This window comes from Candidatus Pantoea gossypiicola (genome assembly GCF_008632075.1).
Taxonomy (GTDB): Bacteria; Pseudomonadota; Gammaproteobacteria; order Enterobacterales; family Enterobacteriaceae; genus Pantoea; species Pantoea gossypiicola.
Genome location: NZ_VWVM01000003.1, coordinates 94,741 through 115,640 on the forward strand (window position 1 = coordinate 94,741; position 20,900 = coordinate 115,640).

Sequence of the window (20,900 nt, forward strand, 5' to 3'; positions counted from 1 at the left end):
GTGCAGTCATTGCCTGTCGATGGTGAAGCTCATGCAGCGTTATGATGCGTGCTGCTGACGTGGGGCAGCGGGATAACCAGGGCTTCCGCTTCAGCCGTGACTTTATCCTGTGGCGTTTCGCCAACATGCTGCAAAATCTGCCGCTGATACGTCGCATCAGCCACTGTTGTCTGTTCACTCAGCAGCACACCCGCTTCATTAACATTTTTTCCTGCCACTTTTACTTTGCTGGTGGCACTGACCAGCATCCACTCATATTCAATATCGACATGACCGCTATCAATACAGCGAACTCCACGCTGACTTAAATCATAAGCCAGCACGGTCGCCGTCGGACCTAAAGAAATTAAGACCAGATCAAAGTCGACGGCATTCGCTAATACCGTATCGAAGAGACGATCATAAACGGAAAAAGCATTACGGTTCAGCGTTGTAATACGTTTTATTTCGCTGGCCCCCTCCAGTAAATCATTGCCTAATCCCAGACGTGTGCCACTGCCCTCAACAATTAATACCCGGCGACCCTGGTAGAGCTGTTTAAATTTATCGAATATCGTCCTGGATAAGTGTTTGCTTTTATAGTCGTGATAAGGGCGGGTCACCGAGGTATTGCCATACTGGTATTGATGATTCAGCAGATCATCATAATGTTTAAAGTAAAATGATTTATGGAAGAACCAGAACAGGGCCGATCCATTTTTCATATTGCGGGTGGTGCGAAAAGCATCCGGCAGGCAAATCAGACAGTTCGGGTTGTCCCGGGGCTCCTGCTGCAGCAGCGTCTTGAGCCTTGCCGACAGTTTTGGGTCAAATGGCTGAAAGCCAATGTTTTTATACCAGGTCATCTCCAGTTCCCCGTCGCCGTAACGGGCCAGTGATAATTGCGGTTTACGTAATAGCAGATCGATTGTTTCTTCTATCGACATGACGGAATAACGCTTTACCCGTGCCTGCGCGGCAGGATAGCGAATGGCCGCATTAATGAATTTAAACGGGAAACGAAACTTACGATAAATAGCATGAAGTGCGGACATAGTTAGCCTGCCTGGGTTATTGTTGCCAGAGAAAATCCCGCCTGCTTGCCGGATAAATTCTTATAAGAGTGATGATATATATCACAGATAAAAGTAGGGTCGGGCTACGGAATATCTGAAATCGTTTTATTCAACAGAATCCCTGACATTATTAATATATTCCTCACTGAAGGCAGCGCTAAAAAATAATGTCAGAATAAAGTCAATTACCAGAAATAATAATCTGAAAATCATTGAAACCGCATGAGCACTGATAACCTGACGGTATAAGACATCAGCGCACTACGTTTTCTGATTTTAGCATTAAGAGTTGTTGCAGCAAGACGTTAATAAACCATTATGCTTATTTGACACTCATTATCCCTGTCTGATCAGACTTAAGCTGGCGTTAATGAAGCGTGGCTGGTCTGTCAGTTATTCACCTTTGAACAAAAGGTGCGATAATTCACGTCCTATCGTTAATTTTTTGTGATGAATATCGCGTATTTTCCCCTTAGGAAAGTAAATAAAGCGGTCTTAACGCTTCTGCAATCGCTATTTTTAATCAATATTACTAATGATTTACGCCTGTACACGTTTTTACATATTTCACATGTAAGTTAAAATCTCGTTGAATTTATGTTTCCAGCTTAACTTTCTGATGACCGCTAATGACCCGAGGAAGGATCATGATCAATAAAATAACCAGTGTAATCATGGTGATATTTGCTATCGCCCTGATTTACATGGGAGGACAACTTCTGCTTGCGGGAGGCAGCGCGTTCTACGCGTTGATGGGTGTTGGCGTTCTGCTCAGCGCGATTCTGCTGATGATGAACAAACGCAGTGCACTGACGCTGTATGCGCTGCTGATGTGGGTCACGCTGTTCTGGACGATCTGGGAAGTGGGCTTCGACAAATGGCAGTGGATTCCGCGCGGCGATCTGTTTGGTGTGCTGGGTGTCTGGCTGGCTCTGCCGTGGGTGGTTCGTCCTCTTTATCAGGGACAGCGCCGCTTCCATCCTTTCCTTGGCGGCTCAGTGGTGCTGATGGTGCTGCTGGTGATTGGCCTCTGCTTCTACGATCCGCTGCCGCAACAGGGCACCATTAATACCCAACGTAATAGTTCCGCGACCGGCGGTGCTGCTGAAGAGTGGAACGCCTATGGCGGGACAACGGATGGCCAGCGTTTCTCGGCACTGAAGCAGATTACTAAAGATAATGTGAAAGATCTGGAAGTCGCCTGGACCTATCACACCGGCGATCTGCGCCAGGGTGATGATGCGACTGAATACACCTTTGAAGCGACGCCGCTGAAAGCCAACGGCATGCTCTACTTCTGTACGCCGCACAACGAGGTACATGCTCTTGACCCGGAAACCGGTGCCGTGAAGTGGAAAACAGCGCCGGATAAAAACCGCTCTTATCTGCAGCAGCACCAGACCTGCCGTGGCGTGAGCTACTTCGATGCGGGTCAGCAGGTGGAGCAGCAGACAGGCGCATCCCCGGCTATCTGCCGCAAACGTATCTTTAATGCGACCACCGATGCCCGCCTTCTGGCGCTGGATGCCGACACCGGCAAGCCCTGTGCTGACTTTGGTAACAACGGTGTGGTAAACCTGCGTACCAATATGGGCGAAGTGCGTCCGCATGCACTGATGCAGACTGCGGCACCACTGGTGGCAGGCAATCTGGTGATCGTAGGCGGTTCGGTGATGGATAACGGCTTCAACAGCGGCAACCCATCGGGTGTGATCCGTGCCTATGATGCCGTTACGGGTCGTCTGGTGTGGAACTTCGATCCGGCTAATCCGGATAACACTGCACCGGTCGCCGCAGGCGCAACGTATCCGCAGGATACCCCGGTTGCCTGGGCCACCCTGAGCGCCGACCTGAAAAACGGTCTGGTCTATGTGCCGTTTGGTAATGCCTCGCCGGATGAAGTAGGGATTAAACGCGATCCTGCCAGCAACACCGAAAAATTCCGTGATGCACTGGTGGCACTGGATCTGAAAACCGGCGCGTTCAAATGGCGTTATCAGAGTTCGAACCACGACCTGTGGGATCGCGATAATCCGTCACAGCCGTCGCTGGTGGACATCAACTATCAGGGCAAACCGCAACCGGCGGTGATCCTGCCGACCAAAACCGGCAACCTGTTTGTGCTCAACCGCCTGACCGGGGAGCCGGTTTACCCGGTAGAGCAGGTTAAGGTCTCCACGGATGGTATTAAGGGTGAGCAGTATGCGGCGACCCAGCCGGTCTCCAGCCTGAACTTCATTCCGCAACCGCTGACTGAGAAGTCGATGTGGGGCATTACGCCGTTTGACCAGATGGCCTGCCGCACGACCTTCCGTGAACTGCGCTATGACGGTAACCCATGGACGCCGCCAACCGAGAAAGGCTCGCTGATCTTCCCGGGCAATATCGGCGTGTTTAACTGGGGTTCCGTGGCTGTTGATCCGCAGCGTCAGATGCTGATTGCGGCACCGGTGCGCCTGGCCTACAAATACAACCTGATTAAGCGCACGCCGGAAACCGAAACCCAGCGTACCTTCACCAAAGATGGCACGCCGTACTGGAATGAAAACTTCCACGGAGATTACGCTATCCACATCCAGCAGATGGCGTCAGGTCTGGGTATTCCCTGCATCGCGCCACCGTGGGGACGGATGGTGGGTGTGGATCTGACCACCGGCAAAACCGAATGGCTGCGTCGCGTCGGCACCACCAAAAACCTCAAGACCAGCTTCCTGCCTGGCCGCTTCCCGCTCGGTTTCCCGATGGGGATGGTGGCGCACGGCGGACCGCTGCTGACGGCGGGTGATCTGGTGTTCCACGGCGCAACGGCAGATAACTTCTTCCGTGCTTACGACAGCACCACCGGCGAACTGCTGTGGCAGACGGAACTGAGCGCGGGTGCGCAGGCCACGCCATCCACCTTTATGGGTAAAGATGGCAAGCAGTATGTCGTGATTGCAGCTGGCGGCCACGGCTCGCTTGGCACCACGGCGGGCGACAGCGTTGTCGCTTTCCGTCTGAAGTAATCCTGACCCGCTGAGCGCCGCCCCGGCGCTCAGCTTTTTTACGCGCTTGCCTGGCTGACTTTCCTGCCATATTACCTCTTCGCTTTTTTACCTTCTGAATATGTTTATTGCTAAGCGTCGTCAGTAACAGGTGCGCCTGATGTGAGTGAGAGTCTTTGAGTTACGCGCGGGATTGAGGCCGGAGAGGTCACACTGCGGGAACAGGGATATGGCATTCATTGCAGCGTGCCACGTCAGTGGCGTGGCACGCTAACGTCATTATGCGCCGACGTTCACCACGGTTTTACCGAAGTTTTTGCCATTCAGCATATCGATAAACGCCTGTGGTGCGTTATCCAACCCTTCAATCATGTGCTCGCGATAGTGGATTTTTTTGCTCTCCACCATAGGACGCATTGCCTCCAGGAACTCCGGATAGCGGTCACCGTAATCCTGGAAGATGATAAAGCCCTGCATACGGATACGGCGCTTCAGAATGCCCGCCATGATCAATGAGGTTCTGTCCGGGCCTTCCGGCAGCTCACGCTGGCTGTAGGCGGAGACCAGGCCACAGACCGGCACCCGCGCGGCGGTGTTAAGCAGCGGGAATACCGCATCAAACACTTTGCCACCCACATTTTCGAAATAAATATCGATGCCATCCGGGCAGGCGTTTTTCAGCTGCTCTTCAAAGTCGGCACTGTGGTGATCGAGGCAGGCATCAAAGCCCAGTGTATCAACTGCATAACGGCATTTCTCTTCACCGCCCGCGACACCGACGACACGACAGCCTTTCTGTTTTCCTAACTGACCCACTGTTGCGCCTACCGGACCGGTTGCCGCGGCGACAACCAGGGTTTCACCCGCTTTAGGCTGACCGATATCCATCAGGCCCATATAGGCGGTAAAGCCTGGCATTCCGAGAATGCCCAGCGCCCAGGACGGATGCGGCAGATCGTTGCCCAGCTTCGCAATCTCTTTACCATCGGAGACGGCATATTCCTGCCAGCCACTCTGCGCCAGCACCCAGTCACCGGTTTTAAACTCGCTGTTTTTTGATTCGACGACCTGACAGACGGTACCACCGACCATCGGCTGATCCAGCTCTGCCGGTGCAGCGTAGGATTTACCGTCATCCATCCGGCCACGCATGTAGGGATCCAGTGAGAGGTAGATGGTCTTCAGCAGCACTTCGCCTTCTTTGATTTCCGGCAAGGGCTGCGCCACATGGCGGAAATTCTCTTTGGTCGGCTCACCGTGAGGGCGTGAAGCCAGTAACCAGGCGTGGTTCTGGGTTGCTTGTTCAGTCATATTGTCTTCCTTTTATAGCCGGGCGATGCACAGGGCATTACCGTATGAATACCGGAAAAGTGTAGATGACTGCGGCAGGAATGGGTTTAGCGCTGTGAGCGGTAAGGTGATATTAATCCTTACCGGGAGCAGCGGGGCGTGACATTTATCGACAGGGATGGTTATCGTGTTGTTATCCAGCATGCCTTGTGGCAACCCACACACTGACCCTGCACCTGTCAGAAAAGGAACTCACCCTGAATATTCTTTGCTTTCACACTGCCGCCAGCAATATCCCGATATTTGATGATGCCGCCACCACACTGACGGGTGACAACGCGCCGCTGAATCATCTGGTGATGCCTGCACTGCTGGCCGAGGCGGCGCGCAGTGGCGGGATGACGACTGCGTTACGCCGCCGTATTGCCCAAATGATTGAAACGCTGCTGCCGCAGTTCGATGCGGTGCTGATCACCTGCTCGACGCTGGGGCCAGTTGCCGATGATTTCTCTGTGCAGGATCGGGTCATGCGCACCGACGGGATGTTAGCGCAGGCGCTACAACGCCATACGGGGCCGACGGTAGCCCTCTGTGCAGCAGAATCAACGCTGACGGCGACGCGGGCGCTCTTCTGCCAGCCGGGCAGCCAGACAGAGGTTGCGCTGGTGGAGGGCGCGTGGGCGGCGTTTAAAGCGGGGGACACAACAGAATACTTTACACTGATTGCGGCAGCCGCCGAGCAGGCGTATCAGCAGGGTGCCGTTGCGGTGGCTTTGGCGCAAAGCTCAATGACGCCGGTTGCCCGGCAGTTTCCCGCGGCACGGCGACCGCTGACTGGCCCGCATCTTGCGTTGCAGGCCTGCTACGATCTCAGATGATCGTTACGTTATGCGGGCAGAGCGCCATCTATGCGCTCTGCCCATAAAGCTTACTGATCCTGCGTCAGAATGCCTTTGACATCGTGCGGTTCAGAACGCAGATATTGCGGCGGAACCTGGACTTTGCCTTCCAGCACAGCCGCAGCGTGCCACGGCCAGCGTGGATCGTAGAGAATACCGCGCGCCAGTGCGACCAGGTCGGCATCGCCCTGTTGAAGCACACCTTCCGCCTGCTGCGGTTCAGTAATCAGGCCAACCGCAATCACCGGAATCGACACCTGTTCACGGATATCGCGTGAGAACGGCACCTGGTAATTAGGTCCGACGCTGATTTTCTGATCTTCCGACAACCCCCCACTTGAGACGTGGATATAGGCGCAGTTCAGCGCTTCCAGCTCACGTGAGAAGGCGATCGACTGCTCGATTTCCCAGCCGCCTTCGACCCAGTCCGTAGCGGAAATGCGCACGCCTACCGGCACGGACGCGGGTACGGCTTCACGGACGGCTTTGAACACCTCCAGCGGGAAGCGCATACGGTTTTCCAGCGAATCGCCATATTCGTCACTGCGCTGATTCGACAGCGGCGACAGGAACTGATGCAGCAGATAGCCGTGCGCTGCATGGACTTCGATCAGCTCAATGCCCAGGCGTACCGCGCGATGGGCGCTGTCGACAAAGGCCTGTTTTACACGCTGCAGATCGTCAATGCTCATCGCCAGCGGTTTCACTTCGTCCGCGCTGTAGCTCAGGGCAGATGGTGCTACGGTCTGCCAGCCGCCGGCATCCGGTGCAATCTGCTTACCGCCTTCCCAGGGCACGGCGCACGATGCTTTGCGGCCCGCATGGCCCAGCTGAATACCCACCGGAATAGAAGAGTAGCGGCGCACATCTTCCAGCACCGTTTTCAGTGCGGCTTCATTGTCATCATTCCACAAGCCCAAATCGCCGGGAGAGATACGACCAATGTCCTCGACGGCCGTGGCTTCGATAATCATCAGACCCGCACCGGAAAAAGAGAGCTGGCCAAGATGAATACGGTGCCAGGCGGTGGCATTGCCTGCTTCAGCCGAGTACTGGCACATCGGCGCAATCACAATGCGGTTATCCAGCGTAAGTTCGCCCAGTGAGACAGTGGAAAAAAGTTGGCTCATGTTATCTCCGTGGTTTTATGACTGACGTGACAGGCAATAACTATAGCGGGAGATCTCACAGGGCGGGGTTAAAGCAACGTGTCATTTTATGACGACAAGCCGCAATCAGTGCAAAAGCAGCGTACCCTGCAGCAGCAGCAGGGCATGTGGCACGTTCAGTTGGCCTCTGATTAACGGGGAATGCCTGTGATGCTGAGTGACCAACCCCTGTTTACTTTTTCGCTCAACTTCAGACCTGCGCCATTCCGCCATCAACAAACAGCTCTGTCGCATTGATAAAGCTGGCGGCATCAGACGCGAGAAAGGCAACGGTTCTGGCCACTTCCTGCGATTCTCCCAGACGGCCAAGCGGTATCTGTGCAGCCAGCGCATCAAATAGCCCCTGACGCTGATCTTCACTGACCAGATCACCCAGCCCCGGCGTGCGGATTGGGCCGGGACTGACGACATTAACCCGGATGCCGCGCTCTTTCAGATCCAGCGCCCACGAACGGGCAAAGTTACGCACTGCTGCTTTACTGGCGCTGTAGACGCTAAAGGCCGCTGTACCCTGTGAAGCAGCGGTTGACCCGGTCAGAATCACTGACGCGCCATCAACCAGCAGAGGCAGGGCTTTCTGTACCGTAAAGAGCACGCCGCGCACGTTGGTGCCAAAGATCCGATCAACGTGCTCTTCAGTAATCGCGCCCAGCGGCAGCATGTCGCCGCCTCCGGCGTTAGCAAACAGAATATCCAGCCGTCCAGCCTGCGCCGCAATGCGCGAGTAAACATTGTCGAGATCGTGCAACTGAGAGGCGTCGGCCCGGATGCCGCTGATGGTTCCGCCGATTTCAGCGACCGCAGCATCCAGCTCCGCCTGACGTCGGCCGGTAATAAAGACCTGTGCGCCCTGTGCCGCCAGTTCACGTGCGGTGGCCAGGCCAATTCCGCTTGTTCCGCCTGTTACCAGAGCAATTTTTCCTGCAAGTGATGCGTTCATGAGCGTTTCTCCGAAGAGTGGCATTAACAGATTTATCTCTTTCCGGTCAGCGGGGCTGCCGGACTGATTGCTACTGTAAGAGAGGAGGATTGACGGATAAATCCGCAAAAATGAAAATGACTATCCATGTGGGTGGATAATAGGGGACGTGAATGGATCAGTTGCTGGCGATTAAAGCCTTTTCACGGGTAGTGGAAAGCGGCAGTTTTACCCGTGCGGCGGACTCGCTTAACATGCCGAAAGCCACGCTGAGCAAGCTGGTTCAGGAGCTGGAAGCGCATCTTTCCGTCAGGCTTCTGCAGCGTACTACCCGACGCGTGACCGTCACCGCGGAAGGGCGGGAATACTACGAGAAGGCACTGCGTATCCTGCGCGATCTGGAGGATATCGATGCCTGTTTCAATGCGCTGCGCAGTAAGCCGCGCGGACACTTACGTGTCGATATTGGCGGATCGACCGCGCGGGATATCCTGATTCCGCTGCTGCCCGATTTCTTTGACCGCTATCCGGATATTACGCTCGACCTTGGCGTCTCCGATCGTCCGGTTAACCTGATTAGCGATAACGTTGACTGTGTAATCCGTGGCGGTCCCCTGGCTGACTCCTCACTGATCGCCCGACTGATTGGGCATGCAACGCTGATCACCTGCGCGACACCCGCCTATCTGAAAGCGTCTGGCGTGCCTGCCTATCCTGATGAACTGCGTAACGGGCACCGACTGGTGAGTTACCTTTCGCCGCTAACCGGCAAGCCATTTCCGCTACGATTCGAACGACAGGGAGAAAAAGTTGAGATCACCAGTGCGCATCGTATTGGCGTCAATGAGAGTAACGGGCATCTGGCTGCGGGGCTGGCAGGGCTGGGGATTATTCAGACGTTCAGCTATTCGCTGTCGTCGATTCTGCGGCGGGGTGACATGGTTGAGATCCTGCGCGACTGGCGTCCCGCGGGTTATCCGTTTCATCTGGTCTATCCGCAAAATCGGCACGTAACGCAACGCTTAAGGGTCTTTATTGACTGGCTGGTGGCCCGTTTTCCGGCGCGTGTCGCGGGAGAGGGGGAATCCGGCACCTGAGTGCCGGACTGTCATCAGTTGCCGCGATAGGTTGAGTAACCAAACGGACTAAGCAGTAACGGGATATGGTAGTGCTCACCGTTTGCTTCCATGTTGAACTCAACCGGGATTTCCGGGAAGAAGGTTTTCTGGTTGCTCTTTTTATAGAAGTCACCGGTTTTAAATACGACGCGGTAGCTGCCTGCGCTGGCCGTTTTGTCCTGCGGGAACAGGGCGCTGATACGACCATTGTTATCGGTGACGCCTGACGCCAGCTTCACCCAGTTATCCTGCTGCTTCTGGTCCAGTTCAACCTCAATACCGGCTGTCGGCTGGCCAGTCTGCAGATTCAGAACGTGTACGCTCAGTGGGTTTTTTGCGGCAGTCGGCTGAGCTGCGATAGTGGACGCGGCAGAGGTCATCAGTAATGTAGCAATCAAAGCATATGAAGTTTTCATCAATGTTTCCTTTATTGACTGTTTGAGGACGGGTGACAATGCTGAGAGAGTAATGTGCCTGAGGACAAAAGGATAATGAGTGGAAGGAAATGTGAAATTTCCGAGAAAAAGGAATGTATTTAGTTACATCATACAAAGGTTGTCTTAACCGATTACTCAACATTTGTGCGGTTGAAGCTAACCAGGAAACGAGGGTGCCAGGTTAAATTTTCTGTAAATCCAGCAAAGAAAGCAGGGCGGCAGCAGGCTTAAATCGGCTTTATATGACGTGAGTCAATGAGTTACAGAACTCACTAATGAAAATACCCAGCGCGGCGCTGCCGAAATCGCCATCATACATGAGCGATCCCACATTCAGGACGACAATTAATGATTAAAAATAAACTGGCACTAGCCATGATGTTACTGGCTGGTGCGACCAGCGTTTCGACGGCAATAGCGGCAGAACCAGCGGCTGCCGATCCTGCTGTGAATACCGTTATCCAGCCTGAAGCGGCTGCATCTGCTATTTCGCAACCTGATCAGCAGCCAGCCCGTTCTGAAGCGCCAGCCGTTACAGCAACTCATGAGGCCTCGCAGCAACCGGATGATTCTGTGGCGACAGCGCCATCCAGTCCGGATTCGGCAGAGCAGCCATCCGTTGCGACTGCGCCAGAAGCCAGCGCCGCTCCGGTATCGCAGGAAGCCGCGACTTCTGTGCCGGTTCAGCCACAATCTGAGAGCAAGCAGTCGTCACAGGCTGTTAATCCGTCTGCTGAGGCAGCTTCCGTGGCGGAAAAGAGTGAGCCGCAACCAGCAGTAACCGATATGGATGCCACACAAAAATCCGCGCAGACGCCAGCTGCTGAACCTCTGTTTACGCCAGAACAGGAAACGCGCATTGGTGAGCTGGCGAAAGCTTATCTGCTGAAGCACCCTGAATTACTGATTGAAGTGGATCAGAAACTACAGAAAATTCAGTATGACGAGCAGATAAAAGCGATGACCACAGCAGCTATTCAGCATCAGGACGACCTGCTGAATGATAAAACCGTGCCTGCCATCGGGCCGGAGGACGCAAAAGTCGCGGTGATAGAATTCTTCGACTATCAATGCAGCGTCTGTGCACGACAGGCACCCATCATTCAATCGCTGATGAAAAATAATCCTCAGGTACGCTTTATCTTCAAAGAGTGGCCCATTTTTGGTTATCGCTGGAAACCCTCTTTCCAGGCGGCCGAAACAGGTTTAAGAATCTGGCAGCAAAAGGGCGGTGATGCCTATATGAAATACCACAATGCGCTATTTGCCAGTGGTCATATTGAGGGTGCGCTGACACAGAAAGATATCACTAAAGCAGCGTCTGCAGCCGGTGCCGGTAAGTTAAAAAGCAATGATATGCTCGACACATTATCCCACACGGATATCCTGGCGAAAAATACCGGTTTTCAGGGTACGCCGGCAATGATTGTTATGCCTCTGTCGGGTGCGACCGCAGAGACGGTAACGATTTACCCAGGCGGTGCGATGGAAGAGATGTTGCAGTCGGCGATTAATAAAGCCCTTGGTCAGGCGGGAAACTAAATCATTGTCCAAAACAGGATGCCGGAAGGTGAATGATAATCCTTCCGGCATCTTTTTATTTTTCGTTTTTTGCTGACTGAGATGGCCTGATTATTTTTGGCATCATTGACAGGCCGCTGGCAATGCATCCCTTAATCAATTTGCCAGGTTATGTTGCGTGCCTGAGTTGTTGAGAAAATCGTCTTAACTGGCTCGACCTTGTTTCACCAGATTCAGGCTATATTTGACTACGTCGCAAATTTTCAGTCATGACAACAAAGAAATGCAACGTCAGCAGGTTCGGGCATGTAGCTACAGTAATCAGGTGGGGTCAGATGAATAAAATAACTGTAATTCAGGGCGATATCACTAAAATCTCCGCAGAAGCGATTGTTAATGCAGCCAACTCTTCATTGCTGGGTGGTGGTGGTGTAGATGGCGCAATCCATCGCGCAGGCGGACCTGTGATTCTGGCTGAGTGTCATTTAATCCGCAGTCGTCAGGGTGGATGCAAAGTCGGTGATGCCGTGATAACGGGTGCAGGTAATTTGCCAGCGGATTATGTCATCCACACTGTAGGCCCACGCTGGAGCGATGGACGACATGACGAAGATGCACTGTTAAAACGTGCTTACCTGAGCTGTTTTAAACTTGTCGACCATCACGGCATTAAAACGGTCTCGTTTCCCAATATCAGCACAGGAATTTATGGTTTCCCTAAAGAACGTGCTGCGGCGATTGCCTTAGATGTCATTAAACATTGCATCGCTGAAAACCGCACAATCGAGAACGTTAACGTAGTCTGTTTCGATGCAGAAAATTACGATCTCTATCTTAAGCGACTTAACTGATAATACGCATGAGAAGGTCAGGGGAGACGTCTTTCAGTCAGAGGATCGCAATCTGCCAGAAGAATGCAGGCAGAAAAAAGGAACCTGATACCTTATTTAACATAATATACATTATGCGCTCTTTAGTGCGTGTCTGATTATGATGCCCGGACATCCCGACATTGCTGGATTCTGACGACTGGATCAGCTTTACCACCCAACTTGTCTCTTTCATCAAACACTGCTCAAACTCTGGATTGTTCATGAGACGCTGCCATTATCAGGTTTACCTTGATCTCCTGAAAGAAAAACGTCCCTTTTTGTTTTATGACTTGCGTCTGATGCTGTGATGACTATTACAGTGCTGCGCCTGATTACACCGCAGCACTCTCGCTACGGTATCTGGTTGCAGCGACAACCTGGGGATCACACTGCTGAATCTGCTCCCCAGGTTTCCAGGATGACGTCATCCCTGAGCTTTGTGCTATTACAATGGCGTCACGGCTTCAACGTTCTCAGGTCAATCGATCTTCACAGCTCACTGCACTTTGCTGGCGTTAACGTCTGGCAAAGAAAACGCTGTTATTTTCCTGCTTCCGGTTACGGCCATGGACTCGCTCATCGAAAATCACTATGCCGTTCTTTCATGCATTCTGGCTTTCAGGAGACATCATTACAGATTACTGCCCGCAAAATGGCAACGCTACGTGAATTCTGAGACGTCCGCGTGGCTCATGGACCGCAGAATTAACGACAGCCCGTCATTTTTACCATGGCTTCTTGCCTCATTTCAGGAAATCCCCACAGCCACATGACATCTGATTTCAGGCACGTTAAAGTTGCGGGCTTCGACGGATTCCATGATGAAAGAAAATGAAACGCTTATTTGTCTACGGCACGCTCTGTCCGGGCCGCGAGAACGCCCATATTCTGGAAAACATTGGCGGAGAATGGCTGGCCGGTTCGGTGAACGGAACCTTCTACGAGCGTGGCTGGGGTGCGGCGGCCGATTTCCCAGGCATCGTACTGGATGAGCATGGGCCCGATGTGCCGGGCTATCTGTTTGTCTCTGACCAGCTGGATGCGCACTGGCCGATGCTGGATGCGTTTGAAGATGGCTATGATCGCGTCGAAGTTCGCGTGTCTGCCGGAGATAATCAGCATTACACCGCATGGATTTATCAGCTCCAGCCACGGGTAAATAGCTGAATCCTGACACAGCCCGCTTAAAGATGCGTGCGCCCTGCTCTGATTACTGGCTTCAGGCGCGACAGGATGCGTGTCGTACCTGAAGACTCAGGCTTGTATCTTTTTCTTACTGACTGGAAATAGTATGCAACATACTGATTTTAAACCGGTATAATGCCAGGTTGAATCACCGCTCCGTTATCTCTGCTTTTCCCCTCAGCCCCGCCTTTTTTACTGACAGACCAGATAAACAGGCACAATGCCTGCTCCTTTTTGAATCAAGAGTTATTGTATGATGTAACTAAAATGCACCTCCTTTATATCTTCCGGGCGCTGTTCACGCCTCTCTCTCCGCCACCAGCTACTCTTCTACACTTTATTCCGGCCAGCGTTGATGGGGAAACAGAGAAACCCGAATATTAAACAGATGGATTAACGGTGCGACTGCAACACTCTCCTGTCTCGCAATCGGCTCCAGCCGCAGCAGTAACAGGTCCAGTTCATCCAGCAAATCCTGATGCGGCGTTAGCTGTAGCGACTTCATCTTACGTTTCAGATAGAGCGCCAGCTCGTGGAACATCTGCCCGCTATCAATCCGATGCCCTTCCAGCACCTCTCGATGACGTGCGTAAAAGTCATAGCAGTTCGCACCCAGCCAGGTTTCAGTAATCAGATAGCCCCCCACCACGATATCCGGCACCGGATCGAGCCGTTTGCGCGGCAGAATGACGTTCACCCTGTCGAGCATCCGCGCAATAAACTGCTGGCGTGACAGCAGCGTGGCGGAATTGCGCTCCACCATTTTGATAAACCCTAACAGATCGCGTAGTCCGCGCTGTACCGCTCTTCTGGCAATCCATGATGGCCGTTTGTTACGGATCAGCGCCGTCAGCACCACCGCAAACATAATCCCCACCATTGATGAGATGGCCGCATTCAGCGTGACGATCAGGTTCGGTACAAAGTGATGGCTCAGGCCGATAAAGCCAGGGATCTGAATGGCAACACTCAGCCCCACCATATTGGTCGCCGGATTAGCGATGACCAGACTCAGCAGCATCAGGCCCGGCAGCAGACAGATCATCAGCGCCTGTAAGGTATTGGCCTGCGGGATCAGAAAGGCGATATAGAACAGACTGACCACCAGCGCAATCATCACTCCTTTCACAAAAAGTTTCATGGGTGTTACCGGGGAATCAACGCCGGCAAAAAATGAGCTGATGATCGCCGCCATCAAAGGCGCATTCGCGCCATCGGCCCAGCCGCTGCCAATCCAGAACAGGCTGGAGAGAAAAGTTGCCAGAAAAGCGGTCAGTGCAGAGAGTCTCAGCAGCCCCTTGTCGATATGCCGGTGTTCGCGGATATTGCGGATCGCCGCCCCATCCCCATGACTATAGAGATCTCCGGCGCGCGCACTGACGTTCTCAAAGGCATCGGCAATACGGACAAAGTTAGCCATCCGCTCCAGCAGGCCGATCAGCAGCAGGCTCTCTTCGGTGGCCAGCTGCCCTGCCCGCCATTGATTTTCCAGGGTGGCCTGACTGGCAGCAATCGCCTCACGCAGTCCGGCGATATCATTAATCCGGTCATGATGCAGCCACAGCAGAAACGCCTGAAACACATCGGTAACGCATTGCGGAAAACGAATATTCAGTTCGGCCAGCACGCCCAGCCGTGCCTCAATCGCAGTCAGGGTTGGCAGCAGATAGGTCAGATGCTGATACTGCACGCTGACCAGACGAATGACATTACGCGCCGCTTCGCCTTCATAGACACAGTGGGTCAGCAGCGTTTCAACACTCAGTGGATAGCCCGCCATCTGGATTAGGATATCCTCCCGCTCCAGCGATTTGTTCCTGGCCATCCCACTAATCAGTTCATCGCATAATTTGCGCGCGTTCTGAAACCAGAGATTGACGCTCTGCCCCAGCAGATGGTGCATCGACACCGCGAATACCAGCCTGTGAACCAGCGTGCTGCAAAGGATCCCCAGCGTGATCTCCTCAATACGTGAGATCACGGTATTGATAATCGCAGACGGCGTATCCACATCAGGAAAGCCCATAATCGCCGCGCTGTAACCCGCCAGCATGAAGATATAGCTCTTCGGCGTGCGGTCATGCAGAGAAAGATACAGGCAGACCGTCACCCACAGCGACACACAGAGGCTGAACAGCACTGGCGACTGCACGGTTTCGGGATAGATCAGCAGAATAAAGATGCCGCCGAGCAGGGTGCCCATCAGACGAAACAGCGATTTCGAGACGGTCGAGGCGGCATAGAGTTGTGAGGTGACAAACACGGTGGTCAGTGCCCAGGCCGGTTTTTCAAAGTTGAGTAACAGCGCCACAGAGAGTGCGATAAACGCGGCAAGGGAGGTTTTGCAGGCAAACAAAACCGCGTTTTTGGTAAACCATTTCATCGAATGAGAGCAACCAGGAACTTTCTGAGGCGCGTATCCTGACAGAAGCGCCTGCGTTTTACTCCCAGTTAAATTTTACAAATTATTACCGGCCTGTTGCAGCTTGTTTATTCTCTACTGGCGAACCAGCGCACGCTGCTTATCCAGTAAGAAAGGGCGCAGATACCCTACTGTGTTCGAGAGCAAAATCACCTCCCCGGACAACCGGATTTTAAGTACGTCGGTCAGGTAGGCTTTGCGCCGGGTCATACGCTGCCAGACCTCCGGAAAATGGCTCGCCAGCTCCTCACGTAATGCCGCATCTGCCAGTCCAATCGTATCTTCAATACTGCAGCCGCCATAACCCGGCACCGATGGGATGATATCAATCTGCAACAGCATACCGCTCTTCAGGGTCACGGCTGAATCGGGATAGATGGGCGAGCTTAACCACTCTTCGTCAGCCACCAGATGCCCCGGATTGAGATGCCAGCCATATTGCGCTTTGGGCAGTACCGTTTCGATAAGCGTATAGAGTTCGCCGCCGGTAATGCCGATTCGCAACTGCTCCAGCCAGCTGACCACAGCATGATAATAGGGGATCGCCAGCCGGGTCAGCCAGTCAGAAACGTGACACTGTAACTCAGATGCCTCACTGACGACATATGCAGAGCGGCTGGTCAGGCCGCCTTTGTAGCCGACCGTCAGTGAAAGTTTGTCGCCAGTTGAAATCGGTTTATCTGACGGATAGAGCCGGGCCTGGGCGAAACGATCGCCGGTCGCGGCGATCGTGACAACGCTGTTTGGCTGCCCTTCTGCATTCAGCTGTGCGCCTGACGCCTTCTCCGTAACGCCCGGCGTAATGCTATCCAGCGCAGTCAGCATCGCGGTTGACGCAAGATTTGCTCCCGCCTCATAAAAGGCGACTTCATCGGCGCAGTTCACGCAACGCGCACCGTTGTCAGGCGAGATAAACAGCCCGGTGGCGTTAACCAGGTGCACATCGCCACCCGCTGCCTGAGCCGCTGCGCTATAGACGAACTGCGGCAGATCAAATAACGCATGCTGACTGCCGTTAAACAGCTTCCAGCCCACCAGCCCGGTGCGTTCACCTGCCGTAATGCCTGCCTCTGTTAACAGCTGATCCAGCGGCTTCTCCCCATTCATCGGCTGATTGGGCAACGAAAACACCGGCGCATGCAGACAGCGTCCCGGATTGCGGGCAAAAGGCACCAGCTTGAGGTTCTCATTTCCCATGATATAGGTAAGCCCGCCCTGCTGATTCACCACCAGCAGCGCCTCCTCAAAACGCGGAATAAATCCCGCCAGGTACTCAAAGTTACTGCCATGCTCTTTGTCGGTATAGATAATCAGCTGCGTAATCTGCTGCTGCTGCATCCGCTGAATAATGGCAGCCAGACGGCGATGCAGTGTGTCATCAGACATTACCGGACTGGTGGCACCAGGGAAAGTCGGCGGTGAAGGGATTATTGTCAGGGCATAGCGATTGGCATCCATAACGCACTCCAGCAGCCAGATTGATGTGATTGTGATTTCCGTTCCCAGGGTAAACCTGATGTTTCTCCTGTACGGTGCCACCCTCACACAACTTACTCGTTGCGTGTTATCAAAAGATGGACATTCCCTTGTAACGATTTTGCCTGCCTTGTGCAGGCTTTTTTATTTATGACGCGCCATTGCGTGGAGCAGGATAACGAAAGCCCGCACTAAGCGGGCTTGCTGTATCATTTAACAGGCACGCCTGCATTCTCCAGCGCTTCCGCCTTTTCGGGGTACAGCTCCGACGTTCCGGCATTCATAATCACCGCGCCACAGCGTATGCAGTGATCGCCCTTCACATCCGGCACAACATCATCGGGATTCCCCGTATTCAGACTGACGTCACGCGTGGCGTAAACAAACGCCTCTCCTTCACATCCCGGACACTTCATACCCTTACTCCCTTGATAAGCCTGTCAGATAAGCATAGCTGACAGGCGGTTTGCCAGAGAGCAGTGAGAGGCGTTTTCAGGATAGTGCCAGCTCATACCCGCCATCAATCGTTATACCGTAACCGCTCCAGCATAATCAGTGAATGGCTGAAAATCGCATCCGCGATGTGCTGCGGGAAATCGGCCGGTAAGGCTTCGCGCACTGAGACCACCGCCCTGGGAAACTCACGAACGAAGAAGTCGAAGATCTGCTGCAGGCTGTCACGATCAAAATTTACCTGCTTCGCCGTGGCGATAAAATGGCGCGGAAAGATTTTGTCGATTTCTGTCTTCTTCCCTTTAGTGGCTCGCAGCCCCATCGCCAGTTTAAGTGCACGCCTGTTCAGGCCGGTACCGCCCAGCACCGGATAAGCGGAGATCACATCATAAAAGGGTGTCAGTCGATAACTGCCGCCGCGCTCGATAAACAGCGAGAAGTTTTTAGCGTGACCGTCGGTTGCGCCTGTCAGCCACTGAAACACCTGAAACATCATAAAGCGATAGCGATCCTCAATGGCGTTGCTCGATCCCATCAGTATCTGCATTATTTCGGCGATGCCCGGCCCGCCGTCCGACTCATATTTGGTCGAGGATGGCAGCCCAAGCGCCTGACAGAAATCCTCCTGTGGCAGACGAATCAGCCGGGTTTTGTCGCGTGACCAGCGGCGATCAAAGCGCTCAACGGCCAGGGCGCGCATCTTACCGGCCCGGATAATCGTCGCCTGCGGCACATCAATACCCAGTGCGCGGGCCAGCGCCAGACAGAGATACTCATTCTCTACGCTTTCACGCATATCCAGCGTCGCGGCTGGCTGCTTAATCTCACCGATCGGCAGCTTAATAATGTGCGAAGTGGGGGTGGCTCCGGCAGGAATGCTCCAGCCCTCTTCGGTCAGCAGCAGCGCCGTTTTCTCCTGTGCGCCCGCCACTGAAATGCGGAAGTCAGTCTCTTCGCGCAACATCCCCAGCGGGATATCTGACTGATAGGCTGACAGCACACTCTCAAGCCGGGCTTCATCCAGCACCTCATAGCGAGCCTGCAGCGCAGGCAGCGGCATATCGGGCGGCAACAGCATAGTCGCGCCGACGCTGTCACGTCCCACTTCCTGCAACAGGTCAAACGGCTGACGGGATTTAATCTGGTAACGCGCCACGATTCTGTCACGAATCAGTGGGCTATCTGGCAGCAGGTTGTCGAAGAAATTAATTACGGCGTGTGAGGTGATTGCCTTAACCTGCAGCGGCAGTGAGAGTGACAGCGGCCTGGAGAGCGGGTTACTCAGCCATCCTGTGTCATACTGAAACTCATGAGCGCCATTTCGCTGCCGGGTAAGTACGCCTACCCGCTCACCGTTCATCCACGCAATCAGCCTTTGCATTACCAATCATCCTCATCATGCAACTGAGGCGCACTGGCCTCCTCTTTTTCCACTACGGCCAGACTCACTTCCAGCGCCTGTAAAAGCTTAAACAGCGTGGCCAGCGAGGTACTGTCAGGCGCATTTTCAAAGTGAGAGATGGTCGCCTGTTTCAGGCCAACCTTTTTTGCCAGTTCACTCTGGGTCCAGCCGTTGCGCTGGCGGATAAGCTTTAGCCGGTTTGCCAGCTGTAGCGGGCTATATATCATGAGGTGACTCCTTCAGGATCACAGGCTGTAAGCATAGCGCAGAGAGATTATCCCCGACAGGGTATAAAGAGTATTTTATACCCATAAAAGGATAATATGCAATTTATACCCTGTAGAGGATAAATTCGCAATTATCCTCTACAAGGTATAAAGGCAGTATGTGGATAGCAGAGGAACAGGATGCGCACATTTACCCTTACCCATCAGCAAAACGACGACGTTCGGGAAGAGTTACTGGCAGGGTTAGGGGCTTATAACCGGCAATTTATCAGTCGGGAGAACGAGGGCCCGCTGTCGGTTTATCACCGGGATGCAGAAGGTGTGTTACACGGTGGATTGATCGCCTCGCGCAAAGGAAACTGGCTCTGCATTGATTATCTCTGGGTGGATGAAACGCGGCGTGGCAGTGGTCTGGGTCGTGCGCTTATGGAAGCGGCAGAGCAGGAGGCGGCTAAGCTGGGCTGTCTGTTCGCGCGGGTGGATACCTTCAGTTTTCAGGCGCTGCCGTTTTATCAGAAACAGGGTTATCAGCAGCAGATGTCCCTGTCCGATTTTCCGCAGGACGGAATGCAGCGCCACTAAGCGCCACCATCTGACGAAAACGCTACGACCCTGTCACGCTGACCTGAGTAGAGCCAGCGTGACAGGGTCACCAACCTACAAACCCGCAATGTGGCGAAGGTCTGCTTCGGCACCGGGTGCCACAGCAAGCACCTGCGCCCCTTTAGTGATGCGGTCGCCTTCGATGTTAAACGGGTGGTACCAGCCGCCCGCCTCTTTCACCAGGCAGTAACCCGCCAGGCAATCCCAGGCATGCATATAAGGTTCGTAATAACCCACGACCCGACCAGCCGCGACCCAGGCCAGCATCAGCGCGCCGGAGCCAATGCGGATAAAGTTACCGCCCGCCGACAGCAGCGCCGCCACAATCTCGCCAACCTGTTGCGGACTGACATAGCTGTTGGCACCAAAACCGGTGACGTGGTTTTGCAGTGTGCGAGTGGGATCGACCTGCAGACGCCGGCCATTTAGCGTCGCGCCCTGCCCCAGCGCCGCCACGTAGCACTCCTCATAGGTGGGTGCAAAAATCACGCCGATAACGGGCACATCGCCACGCAGCACCGCGACTGAAACACACCAGCTCGGCATCCCATTGAGAAACGGGCTGGTGCCATCTATCGGATCAACCACCCAGGTATAGTGAGAGGTTCCCGCCTGCAGTCCCGTCTCCTCGCCAAGAAAACCATCATCGGGAAACGCATCCCGTATGCGGCTGGCGATGAGCTGCTCGACGTCACGGTCAGCTATCGACACCACATCCTGCAAATCGTACTTCGTTTCTACCACCAGCGTCTCGCGGCGGTTGAAGTAAGATAGCGCGGTCGCGCCACCTTCGCGTGCAACGGCTTCCGCTAACGCCAGTCGCGCCACTATTTCCTGCGATTCCATGCGAACTCCTCGGATTAATCAG

19 protein-coding genes are annotated in these 20,900 nt (G+C 53.8%); 8 read left to right on the forward strand and 11 right to left on the reverse strand.

The genetic code is table 11. The features are described 5' to 3' along the window. Positions 1-29: 29 nt before the first annotated feature. Complete coding sequence (locus F3I20_RS05010) at positions 30-1,034, reverse strand: GT-D fold domain-containing glycosyltransferase (protein WP_150010069.1); 1,005 nt, start codon at positions 1,032-1,034, stop codon at positions 30-32. 668 nt (positions 1,035-1,702) lie between these two features. On the opposite strand from F3I20_RS05010, the gene F3I20_RS05015 reads away from it, so the two are divergent. Next, complete coding sequence (locus tag F3I20_RS05015; protein ID WP_150010071.1) at positions 1,703-4,060, forward strand: membrane-bound PQQ-dependent dehydrogenase, glucose/quinate/shikimate family; 2,358 nt, start codon at positions 1,703-1,705, stop codon at positions 4,058-4,060. A 258-nt stretch (positions 4,061-4,318) separates the two neighbouring features. Here F3I20_RS05015 and curA read toward each other — a convergent pair whose 3' ends face one another. Continuing rightward, complete coding sequence (gene curA / locus F3I20_RS05020) at positions 4,319-5,350, reverse strand: NADPH-dependent curcumin/dihydrocurcumin reductase (protein WP_150010073.1); 1,032 nt, start codon at positions 5,348-5,350, stop codon at positions 4,319-4,321. A gap of 111 nt (positions 5,351-5,461) precedes the next feature. Between curA and F3I20_RS24580 the strand changes: the two genes are divergently transcribed. Both F3I20_RS24580 and F3I20_RS05030 read left to right on the forward strand, forming a co-directional pair. Continuing rightward, positions 5,462-5,557 (forward strand): hypothetical protein, encoded by a 96-nt coding sequence (locus F3I20_RS24580; RefSeq protein ID WP_373276587.1) that lies wholly within the window; start codon positions 5,462-5,464, stop codon positions 5,555-5,557. Further along, on the forward strand, positions 5,539-6,207 hold the full coding sequence (locus F3I20_RS05030) for a glutamate racemase (RefSeq protein ID WP_223811657.1): 669 nt from the start codon (positions 5,539-5,541) through the stop codon (positions 6,205-6,207). Before F3I20_RS24580 ends, F3I20_RS05030 begins: the two co-directional genes overlap by 19 nt. A 50-nt stretch (positions 6,208-6,257) precedes the next feature. Here the strand turns inward: F3I20_RS05030 and F3I20_RS05035 are convergent, their stop codons facing one another. Both F3I20_RS05035 and F3I20_RS05040 read right to left on the reverse strand, forming a co-directional pair. Then, entirely contained in the window at positions 6,258-7,358 is a 1,101-nt protein-coding gene (locus F3I20_RS05035) for an NADH:flavin oxidoreductase/NADH oxidase (protein ID WP_150010075.1), read from the reverse strand. 229 nt (positions 7,359-7,587) lie between these two features. Then, a complete protein-coding gene (locus tag F3I20_RS05040; protein ID WP_150010077.1) occupies positions 7,588-8,337 on the reverse strand; it encodes an SDR family oxidoreductase in 750 nt (249 codons plus the stop codon). A 152-nt stretch (positions 8,338-8,489) separates the two neighbouring features. Between F3I20_RS05040 and F3I20_RS05045 the strand changes: the two genes are divergently transcribed. Beyond that, positions 8,490-9,413: a LysR family transcriptional regulator gene (locus tag F3I20_RS05045; protein WP_150010079.1), complete on the forward strand. Its 924-nt coding sequence runs from the start codon at positions 8,490-8,492 to the stop codon at positions 9,411-9,413. Positions 9,414-9,427: 14 nt separating this feature from the next. On the opposite strand, the gene uraH is transcribed toward F3I20_RS05045, so the two are convergent. Next, a complete protein-coding gene (uraH, locus tag F3I20_RS05050; RefSeq protein WP_150010081.1) occupies positions 9,428-9,850 on the reverse strand; it encodes a hydroxyisourate hydrolase in 423 nt (140 codons plus the stop codon). Between the two features lie 369 nt (positions 9,851-10,219). On the opposite strand from uraH, the gene F3I20_RS24100 reads away from it, so the two are divergent. The 3 genes from F3I20_RS24100 (at position 10,220) to F3I20_RS05065 (ending at position 13,431) form a co-directional block, all read left to right on the forward strand. Beyond that, a complete protein-coding gene (locus F3I20_RS24100) occupies positions 10,220-11,413 on the forward strand; it encodes a thioredoxin domain-containing protein (protein WP_223811658.1) in 1,194 nt (397 codons plus the stop codon). A 314-nt stretch (positions 11,414-11,727) separates the two neighbouring features. After that, entirely contained in the window at positions 11,728-12,243 is a 516-nt protein-coding gene (locus F3I20_RS05060) for an O-acetyl-ADP-ribose deacetylase (protein ID WP_150010083.1), read from the forward strand. Between the two features lie 852 nt (positions 12,244-13,095). Then, a complete protein-coding gene (locus F3I20_RS05065) occupies positions 13,096-13,431 on the forward strand; it encodes a gamma-glutamylcyclotransferase family protein (RefSeq protein WP_150037144.1) in 336 nt (111 codons plus the stop codon). Between the two features lie 355 nt (positions 13,432-13,786). Here F3I20_RS05065 and F3I20_RS05070 read toward each other — a convergent pair whose 3' ends face one another. The 5 genes from F3I20_RS05070 to hipB form a co-directional block, all read right to left on the reverse strand. Next, the gene (locus F3I20_RS05070; protein WP_150037143.1) at positions 13,787-15,832 is read right to left on the reverse strand and encodes an FUSC family protein; all 2,046 of its coding nucleotides are present in this window, start codon (positions 15,830-15,832) and stop codon (positions 13,787-13,789) included. 114 nt (positions 15,833-15,946) lie between these two features. Beyond that, complete coding sequence (locus F3I20_RS05075; protein ID WP_150037142.1) at positions 15,947-17,329, reverse strand: M24 family metallopeptidase; 1,383 nt, start codon at positions 17,327-17,329, stop codon at positions 15,947-15,949. Between the two features lie 227 nt (positions 17,330-17,556). Beyond that, positions 17,557-17,763 carry a type II toxin-antitoxin system MqsA family antitoxin gene (locus F3I20_RS05080; protein WP_013357880.1) on the reverse strand — a complete coding sequence of 69 codons (207 nt, stop codon included), beginning with the start codon at positions 17,761-17,763 and terminating at the stop codon, positions 17,557-17,559. A 104-nt stretch (positions 17,764-17,867) separates the two neighbouring features. Then, positions 17,868-19,181: a type II toxin-antitoxin system HipA family toxin gene (locus F3I20_RS05085; RefSeq protein WP_150037141.1), complete on the reverse strand. Its 1,314-nt coding sequence runs from the start codon at positions 19,179-19,181 to the stop codon at positions 17,868-17,870. Continuing rightward, entirely contained in the window at positions 19,181-19,429 is a 249-nt protein-coding gene (gene hipB, locus F3I20_RS05090; RefSeq protein ID WP_150010093.1) for a type II toxin-antitoxin system antitoxin HipB, read from the reverse strand. Before hipB ends, F3I20_RS05085 begins: the two co-directional genes overlap by 1 nt. A 180-nt stretch (positions 19,430-19,609) precedes the next feature. Here hipB and F3I20_RS05095 point away from each other — a divergent pair, with 180 nt between their 5' ends. After that, positions 19,610-20,011, forward strand: coding sequence for a GNAT family N-acetyltransferase (locus F3I20_RS05095; protein ID WP_150037140.1), 402 nt, complete (start codon positions 19,610-19,612; stop codon positions 20,009-20,011). Positions 20,012-20,086: 75 nt separating this feature from the next. Here the strand turns inward: F3I20_RS05095 and F3I20_RS05100 are convergent, their stop codons facing one another. After that, a complete protein-coding gene (locus F3I20_RS05100; RefSeq protein ID WP_150010097.1) occupies positions 20,087-20,878 on the reverse strand; it encodes an inositol monophosphatase family protein in 792 nt (263 codons plus the stop codon). Between the last annotated feature and the right edge of the window lie 22 nt (positions 20,879-20,900).